Here is a 21467-nt window from a genome sequence, read left to right as displayed (position 1 = left end):
GTAAATCGATCGAATTAAATACAATATTTATACCGCATTAATCAATTAATTAACACGGTACCATTATATAAAGGACTAGCATTATAATAGTGCCCCCAAAATGTTAGACTTTAGTCTAATTTTTGGGGTTCTTCTCACATAGTACTTGCCCTCTTTATTACTATAAAATAGAAAGTATATATCAATTAATGTATAAATACACAGCCCACCTGATTATTAAGCCTTATTAACTCATAAATTCCACAATCGGATCTTATATCAGTACCCCATCTTTACGACCAATCCAGTCTCAATGAATAGATGTCTATTTATTCATTAAGACTTCATTCTTTTTAAACAAGATTTCTCAACAACTCATTTTACTAATCCCCTACATCTTCCTATCAAAAAAGCCCTAAAATAAATAGGGGTGATGGAAGTAATTTTATCTTCCATCAATTCTCTGATGATAGCCTGTCCATAAAGACTATTGTGCTCTTTTACAGCATCAGAGGGATCACGCATAATATAATAGCTATCTGTTCTTCTTTTAGTAAATAACCATAATATTTATCAAAAAATCTGATCTTAAAGCGCTTTTTTCACCCTGTCTTTCTGCTAATCTATAAGACACAAAGTTCATCAAAGATTCCTAATTTGATAATACTCATTAGAGTCAGCAATTTTTGATCTTCGATTAAATAGGCTATTGTAACTCCTAACCGCTGAGTAATATAGACTAGTTTGGTGAAGATTGCCTGATTTCAATTCTTGCTAATTGACGAGCGCTTATTTAAGATTCAGCCTCACAAAACACTTCTCGACTTAACTCCTATTCTTCTTTTAAAATACGTATCCTTCGACCAATTTCTTCTATGCCTTTCAAGCCCATCATCCTATTCTATTCTTTTTCAGTATTTTTTCAAAAAAGAAGGTATTACTAACTGTATTATGGCCATATTATTTAATCAATATTAAATATTTGATTTGATCTTTTATCTGCGGTGTATAAAAAGTACTACTAATAGCAAAACAAGCCATTAGCAGTACTCACACTTTAATTCACTTTATTTGATTCATCGGCTAAATGATCTTGAATCCAATTCGTTAGACTCATCTGATCAACTAAAAACTTATCCACTTTTTTGTCAGGTGTTATATATAGAAAAGATGGAACCGTCTTTAAATGAAACTTCTCGCCAACCTTTTGAATATCTGCATCGGACTGTGAATTTTCAGTATTCAAGTAGAATATTTTCAGACCATCTTCTTCAAGATAATTGATCGAAGATTCTAATAATTCAACAAAATCACGACAAAAAGGACAAGATTCTCTTCCCAGATAGAGAAAAACAGGATAATCTAACTGTTCTTCTAAAATTTGATCAGCCTTAACTTCTTCAAAGCGATCAATGATCTGAGAATAGTTTTCAATTTCTTTAGCATCCGTCGGAGTTTTTGCCGTAACTCTGCTTGGAAAAACCAAAACTAACTATCAAACTAAGGCCCAACAGAAGTATTTGGCGTTTCAATTTACTCACTCTTTTTCATAAAGATTGTATCCCATAATAAAATCAGTTGAAATAGGAAATAAAGCAAGCTGTACCATAGCGGTTTTTTATAGTCTTCGAAAAGAAAGTAAATTACTACTAAAGCTAGGCAACACCAAAACCGAATTGACTTATAAAAGTCTTTATTAAATTTCATAGAGCACCCCTTATATACAAATCGAACAAATTTTATTCTATCCAATCTCTAAAAGATACAACCTAAAACTCCACTACCAAACCCAGCAACGGAGATATTTAATCTCTCTACCCTCCTTACTCAATATTCTATAAGAAAATGACTTATTTTAACATGACATAAATGTCCTATTCAGCAAAAGAGGTTAGCTAGAAGCAATTTGCTCCTGGCTAACCTCTTCATATTGAATATACTATTTCAACTTCATCATCCGTGAGATGGTAGCCCGTTCGTTTTCTTCTAATTTCATAGAAATATAAGAAATAGTCTCTTGCGTATCTGGAATCATCCGATACTCCAAGGCATTGACCCGACGACGGGTCTTTTCAATCTCATCGGCTAAAAGTTGACATGCTTTTTCAATTTCTACCAACTCTAATAATTTAGGTAAGAGTTTGGTCAAGACCTCAAGTGCTTCATCCAGCTCCGCATTGGAATTCAAATAACCATAGCGGGCCTGACTATCTTCTTCGCCAATATGAAAATCCATCTTAGGAACATAGACAGACATGATATTTTCCATACGAATATCTAGTTCGACGCGGTTTTGAGTGATCGCCGCGATCTCTTCCATAAAATTCTCATTCATTAAGGCTTTAGAGAGAATAAAGGATTTGAGGGATTGGGTTAATTCTTCCTCTACTTGATCACGCAATTCGTTATTGCGACGAATCATGTCGATGAAGTTACGCATCAATTCATCTTGCTTATCCTTGAGTAGCTTATGCCCCCGGGTCGCAAGCGCTTCGGTTGACTTTAGGGAGGCTAACTCCATCCGGGTTGGCTTTACACCTAATACGTTGGCCATAGCGCATTACTCTCCTTCCGGCATATATTTTTCAATCATTGGGTCCTTGATCCGCTTCAATTCAGACTTAGGCAAGATTCTTAATAGATCCCAAGCCAAGTCTAATGATTCAAAGATATCTCGGTTCGTATCGAAACCTTGGTTAACGTAACGTTTTTCAAATTCATCGGTAAACTTCACATAAAGTTTATCCGTATCCGATAAGGCAGATTCCCCTAATACAATCGCTAATTCCTTGGCTTCTTTACCTTTAGCGTAAGCAGCAAAGAGTTGGTTCATGGTTGGAGCGTGGTCTTCACGCGTCTTACCTTCACCCGTTCCCTTATCCTTCAACCGAGATAGAGATGGTAAAACATTGATCGGTGGCTCAATACCTTGATTATATAAGGCATTATCCAAGATAATTTGACCCTCAGTAATATAACCCGTTAAGTCAGGGATTGGGTGAGTGATATCATCTTCCGGCATGGTTAAGATTGGAATTTGAGTTACGGAACCTTTACAGCCAACTAACCGACCTGCACGCTCATAAAGGGTTGATAGGTTAGTATATAAGTAACCTGGATATCCACGACGACCTGGCACTTCCCGCCGAGCAGCTGATACTTCCCGTAAGGCTTCACAGTAGTTCGTCATGTCTGTCATGATAACTAATACGTGCATATCTTTTTCGAAGGCTAAGTACTCAGCAACCGTTAAGGCAATCTTAGGCGTAGCCAAACGTTCAATCGCTGGGTCATTCGCCAAGTTCACTAACATAACCGAACGATCAATGGCTCCTGTTTCACGGAAGGAATCCATGAAGTATTCAGCCTCGTCATAAGTAATCCCCATCGCTGCAAAGACAACCGCGAATGGTTCATCGGAATTCAATACAGTCGCTTGACGAGCAATTTGAGCCGCTAATTCCTTGTGAGGAAGACCTGCACCCGAGAAAACTGGTAATTTTTGACCCCGAACAAGCGTGTTCAAATGATCAATTGTCGAAATCCCGGTTTGAATAAATTCGTCCGGATAGTCCCGTGCCATCGGATTAATCGCTTGTCCATTAATGTCTGCAAATTTTTCAGGAATAATTTCAGGACCGCCATCCATGATATTCCCCATCCCATCAAAGATCCGTCCAACGATATCTTCTGATAGGGCAAACTCTAACGGTTTTCCTTTAAAGCGAGCCTTAATATTTGAGATCTTCATATTTGAAGTTCCCCCGTAGATTTGAACAACGGCCTTGCCATCTTGTGCTTCAAGTACTTGTCCTAAACGGGTTTCACCATTATGAAGTTCAATCTCAACCAATTCATCATAAGCAACGCCTTCAACACCATCAACAATCATCAAAGGTCCTGAAAGTTCACCAATATTTGTGTATTCTTTAAGCATTCGCTTCACCACCTCGTTCTAGTGTTTGCTTAAGACTTGATTTAATGGCTTCTTTCAAGTCATCTAATCGAGAAATTTCTGATTCTGGAATGAATTTTGCCCGTGCGATTTGTTCACGAACATCTTTCGTTCCTTCCATAATTTCTTGGTAATAAGCTCCTAATTCCATTGCATGACGTGCTTCTTGTTCAAAGGTAGAAATTAAGTGCAATAATTTCAATTGTTTCACTTCGGAAGTGGTTGTATCCACGTCATCAAAGGCATTTTGTTGTAAGAAGTCTTCACGAATCATCGCTGCAATCACCAAGGTCAACTTATCTTTTTCAGAAAGGGAATCCAAACCAACTAAGCGAACGATTTCTTGAAGGCTGGCTTCTTCTTGAAGTAAGGCCATAAAATGACGAACCAATTTTCCCCATCCTTCTTCAAGATGGGCATCGTTATACGCTTGAACATCCGTTGAATATTGTGAATAAGAATCTAACCAGTTAATCGCTGGGAAGTGACGTTGTTGTGATAGTTTAGAATCCAATGACCAGAAGACCTTAACGATTCGCAAGGTGTTTTGTGTAACAGGTTCGGATGTATCCCCACCTGGAGGTGATACCGCACCAATAGCAGATACCGATCCTTCACGTCCATCGGAACCTAAAGTCTTCACTAAACCAGCTCGTTCATAATATTCAGCAATACGTGATCCTAAGTAAGCAGGATATCCTTCATCCCCAGGCATTTCTTCCATACGTCCTGACATTTCACGCAAGGCTTCTGCCCAACGAGAGGTTGAATCCGCCATGATTGCGACAGAGTAGCCCATATCACGGAAATATTCAGCAATGGTAATTCCAGTATAGATTGAAGCTTCCCGTGCAGCCACCGGCATATTCGATGTGTTAGCAATTAAGATGGTCCGCTCCATGATCGATTCGCCCGTCTTTGGATCGACCAACTCAGGGAATTCGTTAATAACGTCCGTCATTTCGTTCCCACGCTCACCACAACCAACATAAACAACGACATCTACGTCAGCATACTTAGCAATTTGGTGTTGAACAACAGTTTTTCCTGCCCCGAAAGGTCCAGGAACTGCTGCCACGCCCCCTTTTGTTAATGGGAAGAAAGCATCAATCACTCGTTGACCTGTCTTTAAAGGGGTTTTTGGTGTTGTTTTTGAAGCATAGGGCCGTCCTTCACGTACTGGCCATTTTTGGATCATATTGAGTTCTTTTTCACCTTGATCCGTATCTAAAACACAGATCGTCTCTTCTACTGTAAAATCGCCAGACTGAATGGACTTGATTGTCCCTTCAACACCCACTGGTACCATGATCCGGTGTTCAATAATTTTTGTTTCATCAACCGTACCAATGATATCTCCAGCTATAACATGATCACCAACAGCCTTAGTAGGTTTAAACGTCCATTTCTTTTGTTTGTCAAGAATATCAACGCTTGCTCCCCTAACCAAGAAATTACTCTTAGTTTCATCCATAAATTCTTGTAGAGGACGTTGAATTCCGTCGAACATCTTTGTTAATAGACCAGGACCTAATTCAACGGATAAGGGATTTCCACTTGAAATCACTTCTTCTCCTGGTTGTAATCCAGACGTTTCTTCGTAGACTTGAATTGACGCCACATCTTTGTGCATTTCTAGAATTTCACCGGTTAGGTGCATCTTACCAACATAAACAATCTCACGAATCGATGCATCCGCCATTCCCTTAGCTTTTACTAAAGGTCCGGATATTTCAGTAATTATTCCAGTGCTCATATAATTCCTCCTTTGTTATAGAATATTCTGCCCAATGGCTTTTTCGACATTTTCATTCACTTTAGCTTTACCAATTCCCAAGGATCCCTTATGGGTTGGGATTAAGATAACAGCGGGAGTGGCTTGCGTATCGAAATACCGAATTGTATCAGGAATTTCCTGAGCAATATTTTCTGTCACCAAAATCACGCCAAATTTTTCTTGGGCTAAATCATGTATTGTTTTACGCGCTTCCTCACCATTATTGGCTGGGAAGACTTCGAATCCTAATAATTTGAAAGCCAGAACCACGTCACGGTTACCGACCACTGCGATCTTATATGCCATGAATTGGTCTCATCCTTTCTTTTATTAGCTGTGCATCTAGATTATTTTCTTTACCGATTAATAATAAACGAATATTATCTGTTTCATTTTCTAAGAAATAAAGATACGTTAAGACAGGCATCGGTCCAAAAGCCTCAAAGGAATAAGGTCGTAAGTTCTTTGCGAACTGTTCTTGGATAACACGATTAATAAAAGCCGAGTCTACTTCGCTATTATTCAATTGATCCCATACTTGATCAAGATCAATCAAATAATCAGCTCGATGGTAAGTCTCTACCAAGCCACTCAAATCTTTTTCTCGCCAATTTTCAAGAATATCATCCCGACTGACGCCTCCTTGACCTGACAAGGCGGTATAAATAAAGGTGTTTGATTGACCTTGATTATATCCTCTAACAAACGTTGTTAGATTTTGGAAATCAATTTTCATTTTAGTAAATTCAACGACCGCTGGATCATTTAGTTCTCTTGCATTTGAAGCAATATGATCGAGATATGCCGTATCCAAAATCACATCAATTGAATAAGTATCTCCGGTATCTTCTACCGATGTGATCGCATCATAAATCGCCGCTTGCATAATCGGATCTACATCTTCGTCTTGGCCTTTCGTTTCAACCAACTGCTTTAACTGATCATAAGAATAACTCCCAATGGGAATCAAAAGATCAGATAAGTCTCGATCAACATAATTCTGTTTAATTAAAACCTTAAGATTATGGTAAGTATAACGAAGAGAGAAGATCTCAATAACCCGTGGATCCGGTGATGCTTGAACTAACTCATGATAAACGTACTCAAGGCGCTGTTGAATCGTTGGTTCAAACTGACGCTGAGTGCGAGCTTGTTCATTGACTACGTAAGCCGTTTTGGCGAGATAATCTAGTACACTGTCAATTTGATCCATCTGCAACAATGTATCGTAATCAGATTGGCTTAAGAGTTGGGCTTCATAGAGACGTAGCGTCGTATTTAAACCAGCATACTCTAATTGTGACATTCCTAGCCCCCCTTACGCTTGCAATAGTTTTTCAAGTTCAATTAACAGTTGAGGTGTTAGTTCTTGAATCACATCTTCAAAGAAATAATTTAAGTTAATGCCTGCTTGCGAAAGCATAAAACCAGATTTTCCGGCTTCATTCGCTTCTGTAATCTCCATATTTGGATAATCCTTAAGTAAGGCAGCACGACTTTCTTGACTTAGTTTATCACTCGATTTTTGACCAAGGGTTAACTTAAAGCTTTGTGATTCATTAATATCTTTTAGGACATGGCGAATCAATTTGACAAATTCTTCCTCATCCTGTTGGTTGACCAATGGGGCAACTCCTTGAATCATTTCTTTAAGTAAAGCTTGTTTATGTGTCAATTGGTCATTTCTTAATTCATTTGTTAACGATTGTTGACGAATTTCAAATTGACGGGCTTGACTACGATTAAAGCTGTCTTTTTGTTGGTTGACTTGATCACTTAAACGTGTTTTGAATTGAGCCAATTTATCAGCTAATTCACTTTGAAGAGCTTGAACTTTTGCTTCACCTGTGGCTTGAACCTTGTCTAAAATAGATTGTTGTAAAGTTTCAATTTTTCCCACAAGCTTATCCTCCTTAACCTTGAACTAGTAAGAATGAGAATACGAAGCCTAAGATGGCATAAGTTTCTACCATGACGGCATAGATAATCGCATTAATAACTTTTTCAGGGCGTTTAGCTAAAATTTGCATCCCAGCAGCAGCAACACGTCCTTGGTAAATCCCGGACATCCATCCAACAAATCCTACTGGAAGAGCTCCAATTAAAAGTGCAAATCCTTTTTCTAAAGTCATTCCTGGATCAAGCTGTAAGAAAATCAAGAATCCAATCGCAAATCCATACAAACCTTGTGTACCTGGTAATAGTTGTAAAATCAATGATTGAACGAATTTTTCAGGTTGATCTTTTGTTAAAGCAGCTGCAGCAGAACCCGCTGTACCTACCCCATTTGAAGATCCGAAACCTGAAAATACAACTGCTACTGCAATTCCTAAAACTGCAAAAATATATCCACCATGTTCTTGTAAGAATTCCATAAATGATTCCTCCTAAATAGTTATTTAATATTTACGTGTTTGTCTAAAAATTTCAATGGTGCAAATTCGCGACCACCTGCTTCGTAGAATTTACCAAAGAATTCAACGAATATTAGCCGGTCTGAGTGAACATACGCACTCAGCAAGGATAATCCAAAGTTAAACAATTGGAGGGCGATAATTAATACAACCCCAACAGTAAAACGAGCAACTGGTGGTAAATAAGCAACCAAGATATTAAAGGCAAGGGCAATTGACCCACCAGAGATTCCTAAAGCCATTAACCGACTATAAGATACAATATCACCAAGGTAACCAGACACGCCATAGAGATCATACAATCCCGCAGCAAATCCAGCCGCCTTATTCTTACTCTTTATAATCGCAATACCTAATATCACCAAGGCTGCGACTCCTGCCATGTATAGACCAATCTTTTGTAAAATAGCTTGGTGTAATACCATTGGCCCTAAGGCCGCAATAATAAATCCGCACAGCATAACGATCCAGGCTAAACCGTCCTTGATCGCAGAGGCTTTATCGCTCTTCCAATTAAGCCCTGTATGCAAGGCTAATCCATGAAGAATTTGAATAAATCCAAGTCCAAAAGATAAACCTAAAACAGCAATCACGTCTTCAGTCGGTGATAATAACTTAAAGGGTAGCGCGGCTCCAAAGAAAGAACCATACATCAATCCCCATACAATCACTGAGTAACTTAAAATATGGAAGAATTTAATATTTTTCTTCATTCCTTGATCCATTGTGAAGAACTTCAACGGAATCAATGTGCCTAGCCATAATAGCAAGCCATAGCCAAGGTCCGCCATCATCATTCCGAAGAAAATCCAGTAATACGGCGCTAAAGAGCCCGTTGGATCGAAACCATTATATTTAGGCGTTCCATACATTTTAGTGATGTTTTCAAAAGGTGCAATCAATGATGGATTTTCTAATTTAGTTGGTACCTCATCCATTTCATCTTCGACCACATCACTTTGACTAATATAAATTTGGCCTGGTAAAGCTTCTTCAACATTCTTAATAATCGCAGGCGCTTCATCCTTGGCCACCCAGCCTTCAATCGCAAACAAACGATCACTGGTCATTGAGCTTTCAGTGGCTTCCTGCCTTTGATAAAGCGCATAAAGAATTTCTTCAGCCATCTCAAGCACACGATATTCCTCTTGGAAATCTGCTAATGATAAGCGCTCTGCTTGAGCTTCTTTTCTTAAATCCTCCGCTTGTTGATGGCGCTCTTTTAATAAATTCGCAGGTAAGTCTGCAAATTGATAATCCAAGGCTTGGAAACGATTCTGTGTTAAGAACTGATTTACTTCATAGCTTTTATCAAGACTCGTTGCAATTACCAAACCAATTTCATCTCTTGATTGGTAAACCTCTTCAACGATTATATCTTTGTTCTCACGCACAGCATTGATATACTCATTGTCATTCGTCTGAGGCAGTGTCCCAATATATAACTTGGTATATTTTGGAGCTCGATGATAAGCTGGAATAGCGTGAAGATTTTGCCATTTACTAAAGAAATCAGCTTCATTATTAATGACTTGTAAGTCACTTTCAATCTTTTCAAGCTTCTCTTTTTTGGCCCAAACTTTTTGAGTCACTGATTTAATCTCATCAAAAGATACTTGCTGTTCCAACTCTTCTAAAGTCATTGTTGGTAAAGGCTTCATATATTTTTCTTTAAAACCCTTAGCTTTCAAATAACTATCTAAAAAACGCATGGCTGAGCGAACATCTTGCAATTGATCATCCAGCTCATTTAAGCGTTGACTGGTGCTTGGCCGAGTACCATCCACTTGGTTTGGATTAATCGGACGAACTTCTATCTTCTGAATCGATTGCAATTCTTTCATCAATCGATTACGATTATTTTCCTCCACAATAGCTGATATTTTGACCATCTTGGCTATTGCCATATTTCTTCCACCACCTTCTTAGCAATTTTTTGCTCAAGCTCTTGCCGGCGTTGAAGTATATCTGCTTCCATCTGCTTAATCTTCTGCTGGCTGTCTGATTGAAATTGGTCCTTGACTGTTTTGAACTTATCTTCCTGTTCCTGACGAACACGTTCTTTAAACGCTTTCAATTCCTTTTCAAAATCTTCCTCTAGAGCTTTTTTCTTGTCTTCAAACTCGAGATTCAATTGTTTCAGCTTGTTTTGATATTCCGCCTCTTTGGCAGCACAAGCTGATTCAATTGAATTCACTTGATCCACTAGATTAGCCACTGCTTCACCCCCTATAGCTATTAATTATACTACATTAATAAAACGTCTTCAAGGCGATTTCCTGTTAGCAAACCGCGATGGAAAGCCATATTTCGCTTATAGATTCTCCCTATAAATAAGTAGAAACATTTTTACTAACACCTAAAACAATCAAAAAGAATAAAAACGATTAAACAAAAATTAGATCGATTTAATCGTTTTTATTCTTTGTATCCTTAATTATTTTATTGTTGCTCGTTTAAATAACGGGCCAAAAATTCTTGGGTCCGTTGATGCTGTGGATGATTGATGACTTGATCCGGTTCGCCACTTTCGACAATATAACCCTTATCCATGAACACCACACGACTCGATACGTCTCTGGCAAAGGTCATCTCATGGGTAACCACAATCATGGTTAAACCTTCTTTGGCTAGTTGGGTCATAATGTCCAAGACCTCCCCTACCATCTCAGGGTCAAGAGCAGATGTCGGTTCATCAAATAAAAGCACTTCAGGATCCATGGATAAGGCTCGTGCAATGGCAACCCGCTGTTGCTGGCCACCTGACAAATGTTTTGGAAGAGCATCCCGATAAGGAGCCATACCCACCCTATCTAAATTCTCTAAGGCAATCTCTTTAGCTTCCTTTTCTGAACGTTTAAGGATTTTTTGCTGGCCGAGACAGCAATTCTCTAAAACATTCATATTCTTAAATAAATTAAACGATTGGAAGACCATCCCTACCTTGGCGCGTAATGCCGTCGGCGAAGCATGACGCTTTAAAATGGACTGCCCGTGAAAAAGAATGTCTCCGCCACTAGGTTCTTCTAACAGATTTAAGCAACGCAACAGCGTCGATTTACCCGATCCCGATGAACCAATAATCGAAATAACTTCCCCGGAATTAACTTCAAAATTAATATCTTTAAGCACTTGATGATCGCCAAATGCTTTCTGTAAATGCTGAACTTGAAGAATTGAACTAGGCATGTGACGATTCCTCCTTTACTGTTGGATAGGATGACGAGGTGTAAACCTTATAATGGTCTGCTCCTTCTAGATACGTTTCAAAAAGATTTAATAATCGAGTCGCAACAAAAGTCATGACAAAATAGATGCACGCCGTAATAAAGAATGTCTGGAAGGTTAAATAGGTGGATCCAGCCGCTGAACGAGTAATAAAGAAGAGTTCTGTCACCGCGATCACGTTTAAAACAGAAGTATCCTTAATATTAATCACAAATTCATTCCCTAGAGTGGGCAAGATCGAACGAATCGCTTGTGGTAAAATGACCGATACCATTGTTTGCGTATGGTTCAAACCAATCGCTTTTGCTGCTTCCGTTTGTCCTTTATCAACAGAAGTGATGCCACCACGAATGACTTCCGCTAGATAAGCTCCTGTATTAATCGACACAATGAACAAGGCTGCCACAATCGAGGATAGATCTAAGTTGAAAAATAGCTTGGACCCATAAAAAATCAACATTGCTTGAACCATCATTGGTGTTCCACGGAAAATTTCAATATAGGCTACAACGATAAAATCTCCTAATTTATGAAGATAGTACAACAAAGGTTGACGGTGCTTAGCAACAGGAATCGATCGAAATATTGCCACTAACAAGCCTAGCAAAAATCCGAATAAAGTTGATACCGATGCGATAAACAGGGTCGTTAAAGCTCCTTTTATAAACTGACCACCATAAGAAGACCATACGCTAGCAACATCCGACCAAAAACCCTTCGAAGGACCTCTTTGATTTAAATCTACCATTGCTTGCATCAAGTCTTGACGTTCATCTTCAGGAATCGCGGTTAAAGCCTCATTAATTGCAGCTTTTAGGGGCGAATTTTTTCGTAATCCCACCGCGATCGATGTATCAACCTCTTTAGTATCAAAACCTTGCCCTTCTTCGAAAGCCACATAGGTTAAATCTGAATTCGCAGCAACTGCGGCCATGGCTCCTGGCCGTTCCGAGACATAGCCGTCCGATTTGTTAGATACGACTGAAGAAATCATAGTTGGAAATGAATCCATGGCTGTTTGCTGGTCGACTTGTGGAATTTGGGGAATCAAATCATAATGGAAGGTATTTAACTGTCCCGTAATCTTTGCCCCTGCAAAATCCTTTAAAGACTTGGCCTCAGCATAAGGTCCATCCTTTTTAACAACAACAACAATATCCGATGTATAATAAGAATCAGTAAAATCAATTTGTTGGCGTCGCTCTGGGGTTGGTGACATTCCTGCAATAATCGCATCAATTTTTCCTGATTCGAGTGCCGGTGGTAAGCCATCCCATTCTAATTTAACGATTTCCAATCCTAACCCTAAGGAATCAGCTAGTTTTTTGGCAATTTGGACATCATACCCATTAGCAAACTCTCCATTTGAATTAGAAATCGCCACCGCTTGATCGGCAGCCGATGATTGAGACCAGTTAAAGGGTGCATAATTAGCTTCCATTCCTACTCTTAATACGCCATTTGTTTCCAAGCCACTCTCATTTGCCAAAACAGTGGTTGGCACGATTTGCCAAACTAAGAGTATGATGGCCCATAGCCTATAAATAAACCTTTTGTTAATTTGCATGACAATTCCTTTCTTTGATTGAACAGTTTCCATCTAGTCTTTTAAATAAATAGCCATCACATGATACCCTCTATTTTCTAAAGCGCGTTTTAATGAGTCCGTCTCTTGATCATCAATATGTAAAGCCACTCGAATTCCTTGATCCACATGATAAACCGTCATATGCGTTAAATTTTTATTAGTTTCTACTAAGGCGTCCCCAACTTCTTCAATAACGCCTTGTTTATCTTTAGCAAGTTCAATCACCAAGTGGGCACCCTTAACGGTATAACCTGATATTTCAGCAAAGGCCTTAAAGATATCCTTATCTGTAATAAGTCCTAGAAGCTTGGTATCCTCCATCACGAGTAAAACACCTACATGATGTTGTAACATCAACTGGGCCGCTTTTTCCACTTGCTCTTTCGGTCCAATCGTAAGATACTGAATCTCCATAATTTCTTCAACTCGCGTTTTTTCCAATAAATAATTTACCTCATGTGCAGACAAAGACGTCGCTTGAGAAGGTCGGTTAGCGATAATCGTTTCTTTTGTAACTAAGCCAATGACTTTATCATTTTTGATCACAGGCAGACGATTAATATCTTTTTCATCCATCAAATCCGCTGCTTGCATCATGCTTGTAGAAGGACTGACAGTAATTAAGTCCTTACTCATATAATCACAAATATACATAATTAACCTCCTAAGTATGCTTTAATAACGCGAGGATTTTCCCGAATTTGCTCCGGACTTCCCTGGGCTATGAGTCGCCCATATTCTAACACATAAATCTTCTCACAGATACCCATGACCAAAGACATATCATGTTCAATTAAAACAATTGTCATCTTAAAATCTTTTTGAATCGCTAAAATTAATTGACTCAGTTGATCCGTTTCCTGAGGGTTCATCCCAGCAGCAGGCTCATCAAGGAAAAGTATTTTAGCATTAGTCGCTAATGCTCTAGCTATTTCCAAACGTCTTTGTTGGCCATATGCTAAATTCGTTGCTTTTTCATTAGCCATATCTGCTAAATCTAGCCGCTCCAAAAGATTCAATGCTTCTTGACGCAATTGTGCCTCATCTTGATAGAATACACTCGTCCTTAATAAATGATCCCATAACCGACTTTTTTTATGGGCATCCATAGCTACTAAAACATTTTCGATCACTGTTTGTTGTGGAAAAAGACGAATATTCTGAAAAGTTCGCGCTAAACCTTGATGCGTTACTTGATCAGACCGCATTCCATTTAGCTTGATCGTTTGATCCTCTTTTTCTAGAAGAACTTCGCCTGAGCTAGGTACATACACCCCAGTTAATAAATTAAACAAAGTGGTCTTTCCAGCCCCATTTGGACCAATTAAGCCAATTAAGGCATTATCATCAAACGTTAGCGACACATCTGAGACTGCCGCTAGACCGCCAAAATTTTTACTTAAGTTTTTAACAATTAATCTTGTCATTGCTAAGCCTCCTTGCGCTGCTGAATTTTACGCTGTAATTGACTCGCTAATCGCCACTCTTTGTGTCCCATCAATCCAGCTGGCCTAAAAATCATAATCAAGATGAGTGCCAATGCATAAAACACCATTCGCAATTGTCCATAGTCTTGCAACACGAGATTAATTAAACCTAAAATAATCGCTGCCAGGAAGCTTCCTGTATAGGAACCAATTCCTCCAAAAACAACAATAATAAGAATATCAATCGATCGATTAAATGTATAATCACTCGGAGTCACTACCCCAATAAAGTTAGCTTGCAAGGCTCCTCCCATGGCAGCTGTCATCGCTCCCAGGATAAATGCTCCTAACTTATACTTGGTTAAAGGAACCCCCATGGCTTCTGCAGCAATCTCGTCCTGACTCATAGCCAGGGTTGCACGACCGACCGAAGAATAAGTATAGTTCAAGATGAGGATTGTTGTTAGTACCAATATTACAAAGGTCAACTGCCAAGAAGTCGTCAGCGGGATGTTATTAATTCCTGCAGCGCCATTGGTTAATCCACGCCAGTTTATCAATAAGACTCGAACCATTTCAGCTGCACCTAGTGTCGCAATCGCCAAATAATCTCCTTTTAAACGGAGTGTTGGTAGACCCACTAGAAAAGCTAAACCAGCAGCCAATGCTATCCCCACTATAAAAGAGAGTATGATCGCTAACCACGGATTAGCGATACTTTTAGAGATTAATGCGGCAGAATATGCTCCCACCGCAATAAAAGCCGCATGACCCAATGAAAACTGTCCAGCCACCCCTAAAATTAGGTTTAACCCTACCGCATAGATTATATTGATCATTATTGTTACTAAGGTCACTTCATAATAGGCATTAATCCAATCCAAATGAATCATCAGACCAATGACTAAAAAGCACAAACTTATGAACGTAAGCCATATTAAATTTTTGCCATGAAATCGTGTCATCGCCTGACCTCCTATACTTTTTCCTTCTTATTTTTCCCCAAGATACCCTGTGGAAGGACTAAAAGAATCATAATTAATAGCGCATAAACCGCTGCATCCTTATACATCGAATAGCCTAAGGCAGTCACTAGAGTCTCTAAAACTCCAATCAACACGCCTCCAATCATAGCACCTGGAATAGAGCCAATACCTCCCACAACCGCTGCAACGAAGGCCTTCAGGCCCGGCATCGTTCCCATGGTTGGTTCAATCGCCCCATAGTAGATACCAAAAAGTACACCTGTGATACCAGCAATTCCTGAACCAATGGCAAAACAAAATGAAATAACCCGATTGACATTGATGCCCATTAATTCCGCTGCCTGAGCATCAACGGCAACGGCCCGCATAGCTTTACCCATTTTAGTATGATTAATTAAAAACTGGAGGATCAACATCAAGGCAATACTGATCACAAAAACAAAAATTTGTTTTAATTGAATATATATCCCAAAAACTTGAATTGGCGCCCCTACTATCGGTGATGGAAAAGAACGCACTTCAGGCCCAATAAAATAAACCATCAAATTTTGGATTAAATAAGATACGCCGATCGCTGTGATCAGGGCTGCCACACGAGTTGATTTTCTCAAAGGTCGATAAGCAATCTTCTCAATAATGACACCTAACAAGGCACAAAATATCATCGCAATCAACATTGAAATATAAAAATTAACCTTCAAATATGCTAGAACAAAAAAGCTAACAAATGCTCCCATCATAAATACTTCCCCATGGGCAAAGTTAATTAATTTTATAATTCCATAAACCATGGTATAGCCCAAAGCAATTAGCGCATAAATAGAGCCTAAAGATAAGCCATTAATAATTTGCTGCAAAAACAACTGAACCTGCATGAGACACCTCTTCCATTATTCATTAAATCTAACAGTAGCTATCGAATCCTACCGTTAAAATCGCTACTTAACCTGTACCTCTACGGCTGAATCCACTTTCCCTTGGTCTAATTTGACAACAACCGCACTCTTTATTGGGTTATGATTCGCATCTATCGAAAAACTACCCGTCACTCCCTCAAAATCTTTCGTCGAAGCCAAGGCTTGATTCACTTTATCCGTATCCGTTGACTGAGCACGTTCAATCGCATCAAACAATAAATTTGCTGCGTCATAGCCAAGAGCTGAAAATGTTGAGGCCTCTCGGTGATATTTCGCCTGAAAATCACTCAAAAAAGATTGTACCTTAGGGTTATCACTTAATGGTGAGAAATGGTCTGTATAATAAACATCGTGTGTATTTTGATCCCCTGCTAGATCCAAAAGAACATCTGAAGCAAAGCCATCCGATCCTAAGATAGGTGTGTCAATCCCCATTTCTCGTGCTTGTTTAATAAACAAACCCGCTTCAGTATAGTAGCAAGGTAAATAGATTAAATCCGGCTTAAGCGTGTAAATACTCGTTAATAGCGCTGTAAAATCACGGTCACCACTAGCAAAGAAGGCCTGACTTAAGATGTCACCGCCTAATCCTTTATATTCTTTCATAAAATTATCTGATATCCCTTGGGAGTAATCTGAAATCGCATCAGTCACTACCATGACCTTCTTAGCCTTTAAATGTTGATAAGCAAAACGAGCGCCTGCTCGTCCTTGAAAGGGGTCTTCAAAGCAAACTCGATAAAGATACTCCCAAACTTCACCATTTTCCTTCAAAGTTAACCCTGCTCCTGTTGCCGCTGGCAATACTAATGGTACTTTTCCATTGGATAAGATCGGCACGGTCGCTAAGGAAGTCCCAGTCATCGCTGGTCCCAAAACACCCACTACTTTCTCCTTAATCATTCTTTGGGCTAATGAAGCTGATTCTGTTGTATCTGACCGATTATCAAAAGTAACCAAGTCCACAGACCGATGGTCTAATAAGCCACCTTTTTGATTTAAATGATCAATCGCTAGGTTAATTCCATCAACCATATCTTGCCCATAATTCCCCCCTGGACCGGACAATTCAAAATTTGCTCCTACCTTGATCGTTTCATTAGCAGAGACACTCATAGGCAAACATAAGCATAAGCATATTCCTAATAAAGTGAATATATTTTTCATACATTTCATAAGCAATTCCTCATTCTAAAAAAGATGAACTCATTATATCAAACTATTAGAGTTTAACAAGATGAAAATGAGAAAAACACGTTTTCATCTTGTTGTTTTTTCATTTTTCAATCCATAAAAAAAAGACTCTTTCGAGTCTAGCTAATCTAGCTACTAGCTTAATGACTAGTTCCTTGATCAAGATAAATTTGAAAGGCTTCTCGCGGATCACCATTTAATAAGTAGATTCGCCCACAATGAGTAAAACCTAGATCCTCTAATAACTGAAGCATGGAACGATTTGCTTTATGAGTATCAATTCTAATGTTACCACATTGACTAATAGCCCATTTTAATAAATCTCGCCCAGAATGCCTCCTTAATCCAGCACTAACGAAGCGATGAACAGTATGATATGATGTTTCATCCAACCAACCTCTACCTTCAATATACTGATAAGTAGGATCAATACCAGCTATTAAAGCCATAGCGGCTAAGATATGATCTCTCTCATCAGCTAACACAAACAACTGATTTTTAAGAATATCTCTTTTAATTTGCGCGAGTCCCGGATATCCCGGAGCCCACTGATGCAAATTTCCTTGCTTGATTTGAAACTTTTGCCCCTGATCGTATATCTTTTGTAAAGTTTCCATCTCAGAAAGTCTAGCTAATCGGACACTAGTCTTCACTAAAGGCCCCCCCTTCAAAAGGATCCTGACGATAATCTACGTGCATCAGATATAACCCTTGCGGAGGAGCAGTAGGTCCTGCTTGATTTCGATCCTTAACTTGTAAAAGGCGTTGCATTTCAGAAGGATCTTTTAAACCATCACCAATTTGCATCGCTGTCCCCACAATAATTCGAATCATATTATACAAAAAACCATTCCCATAGAAATCAAAAATCAATTCTTGCCCTTCATTGTCTTCTCGGACCTCCGCTTTATAGAGCGTTCTTCGCTTATCTTCTTTATCTGTTTTTGTTGAACAAAAAGATGTAAAATCATGCCAACCCAATAAGGGCTCCAAGGCCTTTTGAATCGAGGTTAAAGAGTAGGAATAAGGATGATGGGTCGTATAGAAACGCTTGAAGGGGTTAAGTACTTTACCAGTATCTATACGATAACGATACCCCTTACCTAAGACCTGGTAACGTGCATGGAATTGATCTGACACCTTATTTGCTGCTACCACTCGAATATCTTTATCTAATAATGCATTTAAGGCGTTAAGAATTGCTACTGGAGGTAAATCTAATTCCAAATCAAAATGAACAACCTGACCCAAAGCATGAACACCCGAATCCGTTCGGCCCGAACAAGAAGTGGCTATTTTTTGATCTGACTTTTGCTTGGTAATCTTTAACAAAGCAGCCTCCAGGGCACCCTGAATCGATGGCCCATTAGGTTGAACCTGATAGCCCACGTAACGAGTCCCATCGTATTGAAGTTTTATGACATAACGCGGCATACTATTCTCCTATCCAAACAACTTAGCTTTATATGAATCTAGATTAAATCCTAAAAAAGAAAACCAGACCCGTCCATAATATAAGTGACAAAGCCACCAGAAAATCTGCCCGCTGAAGAGATAATTGGCGATACTTACTACGACCTTCTGATCCGTGATACCCCCTAGATTCCATGGCCGTCGCCAATTCCTCCGCACGATTAAAAGCTGATACAAATAAAGGAACTAAGATTGGAACGACCGCCTTCATTCTCTGCATTATGGACCCCTCATCAAATTCTACCCCTCGTGACCGTTGGGCATTCATAATGGTAGTGGCCTCATCCATGAGTGTTGGTACATATCTTAAGGCAATCGATAACATCAGCGCGACTTCGTGAGCAGGAAAACCAACTTTTGCTAGTGGTCGCATTAGATGTTCAATACCATCCGTTAACTCTAACGGTGCAGTCGTTAAAGTCATTAAGGTTGACATCATGATAATCAAAAATAGACGCATAAAGATATAAAAAGCATTTTGTAAACCCAAAGAAGTAATTGATATAAAGGCAAATGAAAAATAAGTTTTTCCACCCTGGGTAAACAGTAATTGAAAAATTACCGTAAACAAAATAATCCAAAACATCGGCTTTAAACCTTTAAAAAAGAATTTAATAGGAATTCGGCTCAGCTTAACACCCAATAAGATAAAGATTAGTAAGACCGCATAAGAAGCTAGACTATTAGCAAAAAACACAATAAGAATAAAATAAAAAGTCGTTAATAATTTAGTCCGAGGATCAAGTTGGTGAACCAAGGAATCCATCTGGATATATCGCCCAATAATTAATTGATTCATATCTGTCCTCCATCTATTCCCCGATCATGCCATTGAATAAGAGTTTGAGCGAGTTCCTCATGAGTCAATGGAACTAATTCATCAATGTGATCATTTGTTTGATCAAGACGCTTTTTTAACTGATTGAGAAACAATAAACTATGTGGCAAATCTAATTGCTTGTCCTCCAACCAATCTGGCTGGGAAAAAATTTCTGTAGGGGTAGCAACTTTAATGACCTGCCCTTTTTCTAAGACTACTACCTGATCAGCATAACGCGCCACATCATCCATTTGATGGGTCACTAAAATCAAGGATAGCCCTTCTTGCTTTTGTAAATCCATAAACATCTGTAAGATTTCCCATTGACCAAGTGGGTCTAAACCTGCCGTTGGCTCATCTAAAACCAGAACCTCCGGTTCCAAGGCTAGGACTCCAGCAATCGCTACACGCCTCATTTGCCCTCCGGATAATTCAAAAGGAGATCGATCGAATAAGGCTTCTGAAATTCCTACACGTTTCAAACATTTAATAGCGATCTCCTCGGCCCGTTCTTGACTCACCTTAAAATTCAAGGGCCCAAACATAACATCTTTAAGTACCGTTTCTTCAAATAATTGAGCTTCTGAAAATTGAAAGACGACACCAATCTTCTTTCTTAAAGCTTTCAAATTCTTTTGAGAGGCTTCAGCAGTAATTTCTCGTTGATCAATAATTACTTTCCCTCTAGTTGGCTTTAAAAGAACATTCAAATGTTGAATTAAAGTCGATTTCCCAGAACCGGTATGTCCGATAATTGCCGTTATATTTTTTTGACCGAGACTTAAATTAATATCCTTTAAAACGGGTACCTCAAAAGGTGTATTCGGGTAATAAGTAAAACCTACTTGGTCAAATACGATTGGGATAGCCATTCTACTAATTCCTCCTCGGTTAAATACTTGTCAGGAACAGGAACATCTTGCTCCTTTAAACAAAGACGTAATTTTTCAGCAAAGGGTAAATCCAATCCCATTGCTATTAAATCTTCTCCCAAAGAAAATACTGCTTCTGGTAAAGCGAGTTTCATCACTTTCCCTTCCTTAAGAATTAAAATACGATCTGCTTGACTAGCTTCATCAATATCATGAGTAATCGAAATAACCGTGAGCTGGTATTTTTCTTTAAGCTCACGGACCGTCTTGATAATTGTTTTTCTTCCTAGCGGATCCAGCATCGACGTCGACTCATCTAAAATAATTACATCAGGTCTTAAAGCAAGTATGCCTGCAATAGCGACGCGTTGCTTTTGCCCGCCAGATAACTTAGCGGGTTCTTTCTTTAAGAAAGCCTCCATTCTTACCTGTTTTAAGACTTCATGGATTCGTTGAACCATCTCTTGGCGATCAATCCCCAAATTTTCTAAGCCAAATGCAACATCATCTTCGACGGTCGCCCCTACAAATTGATTATCTGGATTTTGAAAGACAATCCCTACTTCTTTTCGGATCTGCCACAAGGAATCCTCATTCAATAACCGGCCGTTTACCTCCACCGACCCTTGATAAGGAGCCAGGAGACCATTGATCATCTTAGCCAAGGTCGACTTGCCAGAACCATTGGGTCCGATAACTGCCAACCACTCTCCCTTATTAACAGAAAAAGAAATCGAGCTTAAAGCATCCCGGTTGGCGTTGGGGTAACGAAAAGAAAGATCTTGAACGTTTATGATAGCTTCCACTTTACGAACTCCTAACTATTCACGGCTGAAT

General features: G+C 39.1%; 22 protein-coding genes. All 22 read right to left on the bottom strand.

The features are described from left to right. Nucleotides 1-1036 precede the first annotated feature (1036 nt). The 22 genes from HMPREF9706_RS06375 to HMPREF9706_RS06270 all read right to left on the bottom strand — a co-directional run bounded on the left by HMPREF9706_RS06375 (nucleotide 1037) and on the right by HMPREF9706_RS06270 (nucleotide 21436). Complete coding sequence (locus tag HMPREF9706_RS06375) at nucleotides 1037-1465, bottom strand: thiol reductase thioredoxin (RefSeq protein WP_006908538.1); 429 nt, start codon at nucleotides 1463-1465, stop codon at nucleotides 1037-1039. A gap of 453 nt (nucleotides 1466-1918) precedes the next feature. Further along, entirely contained in the window at nucleotides 1919-2533 is a 615-nt protein-coding gene (locus HMPREF9706_RS06370) for a V-type ATP synthase subunit D (protein ID WP_006908537.1), read from the bottom strand. A 6-nt stretch (nucleotides 2534-2539) separates the two neighbouring features. Further along, entirely contained in the window at nucleotides 2540-3916 is a 1377-nt protein-coding gene (locus tag HMPREF9706_RS06365; protein WP_006908536.1) for a V-type ATP synthase subunit B, read from the bottom strand. After that, nucleotides 3909-5690 carry a V-type ATP synthase subunit A gene (locus HMPREF9706_RS06360; protein ID WP_006908535.1) on the bottom strand — a complete coding sequence of 594 codons (1782 nt, stop codon included), beginning with the start codon at nucleotides 5688-5690 and terminating at the stop codon, nucleotides 3909-3911. Before HMPREF9706_RS06360 ends, HMPREF9706_RS06365 begins: the two co-directional genes overlap by 8 nt. 15 nt (nucleotides 5691-5705) lie before the next feature. Continuing rightward, a complete protein-coding gene (locus HMPREF9706_RS06355) occupies nucleotides 5706-6017 on the bottom strand; it encodes a V-type ATP synthase subunit F (RefSeq protein WP_006908534.1) in 312 nt (103 codons plus the stop codon). Next, nucleotides 6007-7017: a V-type ATPase subunit gene (locus HMPREF9706_RS06350; RefSeq protein ID WP_006908533.1), complete on the bottom strand. Its 1011-nt coding sequence runs from the start codon at nucleotides 7015-7017 to the stop codon at nucleotides 6007-6009. Before HMPREF9706_RS06350 ends, HMPREF9706_RS06355 begins: the two co-directional genes overlap by 11 nt. A 12-nt stretch (nucleotides 7018-7029) precedes the next feature. Then, nucleotides 7030-7611, bottom strand: coding sequence for a hypothetical protein (locus HMPREF9706_RS06345; protein WP_006908532.1), 582 nt, complete (start codon nucleotides 7609-7611; stop codon nucleotides 7030-7032). A gap of 13 nt (nucleotides 7612-7624) precedes the next feature. After that, complete coding sequence (locus tag HMPREF9706_RS06340; RefSeq protein ID WP_006908531.1) at nucleotides 7625-8086, bottom strand: V-type ATP synthase subunit K; 462 nt, start codon at nucleotides 8084-8086, stop codon at nucleotides 7625-7627. A 20-nt stretch (nucleotides 8087-8106) separates the two neighbouring features. Beyond that, nucleotides 8107-10032: a V-type ATP synthase subunit I gene (locus HMPREF9706_RS06335; RefSeq protein ID WP_006908530.1), complete on the bottom strand. Its 1926-nt coding sequence runs from the start codon at nucleotides 10030-10032 to the stop codon at nucleotides 8107-8109. After that, a complete protein-coding gene (locus tag HMPREF9706_RS06330; protein ID WP_006908529.1) occupies nucleotides 10023-10343 on the bottom strand; it encodes a hypothetical protein in 321 nt (106 codons plus the stop codon). Before HMPREF9706_RS06330 ends, HMPREF9706_RS06335 begins: the two co-directional genes overlap by 10 nt. A 224-nt stretch (nucleotides 10344-10567) precedes the next feature. Continuing rightward, nucleotides 10568-11314, bottom strand: a complete 747-nt coding sequence (locus HMPREF9706_RS06325; RefSeq protein ID WP_006908528.1) for an amino acid ABC transporter ATP-binding protein — start codon at nucleotides 11312-11314, stop codon at nucleotides 10568-10570. Beyond that, nucleotides 11307-12920, bottom strand: coding sequence for an ABC transporter permease subunit (locus HMPREF9706_RS06320; RefSeq protein ID WP_006908527.1), 1614 nt, complete (start codon nucleotides 12918-12920; stop codon nucleotides 11307-11309). Before HMPREF9706_RS06320 ends, HMPREF9706_RS06325 begins: the two co-directional genes overlap by 8 nt. A gap of 33 nt (nucleotides 12921-12953) precedes the next feature. Next, entirely contained in the window at nucleotides 12954-13595 is a 642-nt protein-coding gene (locus tag HMPREF9706_RS06315) for a CBS domain-containing protein (RefSeq protein WP_006908526.1), read from the bottom strand. Nucleotides 13596-13597: 2 nt separating this feature from the next. Further along, nucleotides 13598-14368 carry an ABC transporter ATP-binding protein gene (locus HMPREF9706_RS06310; protein ID WP_006908525.1) on the bottom strand — a complete coding sequence of 257 codons (771 nt, stop codon included), beginning with the start codon at nucleotides 14366-14368 and terminating at the stop codon, nucleotides 13598-13600. 2 nt (nucleotides 14369-14370) lie between these two features. Further along, nucleotides 14371-15333: a branched-chain amino acid ABC transporter permease gene (locus tag HMPREF9706_RS06305; RefSeq protein WP_006908524.1), complete on the bottom strand. Its 963-nt coding sequence runs from the start codon at nucleotides 15331-15333 to the stop codon at nucleotides 14371-14373. An 11-nt stretch (nucleotides 15334-15344) separates the two neighbouring features. Then, nucleotides 15345-16229, bottom strand: coding sequence for a branched-chain amino acid ABC transporter permease (locus HMPREF9706_RS06300; protein WP_006908523.1), 885 nt, complete (start codon nucleotides 16227-16229; stop codon nucleotides 15345-15347). A gap of 63 nt (nucleotides 16230-16292) precedes the next feature. Next, entirely contained in the window at nucleotides 16293-17447 is a 1155-nt protein-coding gene (locus HMPREF9706_RS06295) for an ABC transporter substrate-binding protein (RefSeq protein WP_006908522.1), read from the bottom strand. 158 nt (nucleotides 17448-17605) lie between these two features. Further along, nucleotides 17606-18118 (bottom strand): hypothetical protein, encoded by a 513-nt coding sequence (locus HMPREF9706_RS06290; RefSeq protein WP_006908521.1) that lies wholly within the window; start codon nucleotides 18116-18118, stop codon nucleotides 17606-17608. Next, nucleotides 18108-18899, bottom strand: coding sequence for a tRNA pseudouridine(38-40) synthase TruA (gene truA, locus HMPREF9706_RS06285; protein WP_006908520.1), 792 nt, complete (start codon nucleotides 18897-18899; stop codon nucleotides 18108-18110). The genes HMPREF9706_RS06290 and truA overlap by 11 nt, the downstream gene beginning before the upstream one ends. A gap of 43 nt (nucleotides 18900-18942) precedes the next feature. Continuing rightward, nucleotides 18943-19737 carry an energy-coupling factor transporter transmembrane component T family protein gene (locus tag HMPREF9706_RS06280; protein ID WP_006908519.1) on the bottom strand — a complete coding sequence of 265 codons (795 nt, stop codon included), beginning with the start codon at nucleotides 19735-19737 and terminating at the stop codon, nucleotides 18943-18945. Next, the gene (locus tag HMPREF9706_RS06275; protein WP_006908518.1) at nucleotides 19734-20630 is read right to left on the bottom strand and encodes an energy-coupling factor transporter ATPase; all 897 of its coding nucleotides are present in this window, start codon (nucleotides 20628-20630) and stop codon (nucleotides 19734-19736) included. The genes HMPREF9706_RS06280 and HMPREF9706_RS06275 overlap by 4 nt, the downstream gene beginning before the upstream one ends. Beyond that, nucleotides 20600-21436, bottom strand: a complete 837-nt coding sequence (locus tag HMPREF9706_RS06270) for an energy-coupling factor ABC transporter ATP-binding protein (RefSeq protein WP_006908517.1) — start codon at nucleotides 21434-21436, stop codon at nucleotides 20600-20602. Before HMPREF9706_RS06270 ends, HMPREF9706_RS06275 begins: the two co-directional genes overlap by 31 nt. Nucleotides 21437-21467: the final 31 nt, after the last annotated feature.

This window comes from Facklamia hominis CCUG 36813, assembly GCF_000301035.1.
Lineage (GTDB): Bacteria > Bacillota > Bacilli > Lactobacillales > Aerococcaceae > Facklamia > Facklamia hominis.
Note: the sequence above shows the minus strand (reverse complement) of the source record. Positions and strands in the feature narration are given on the sequence as shown.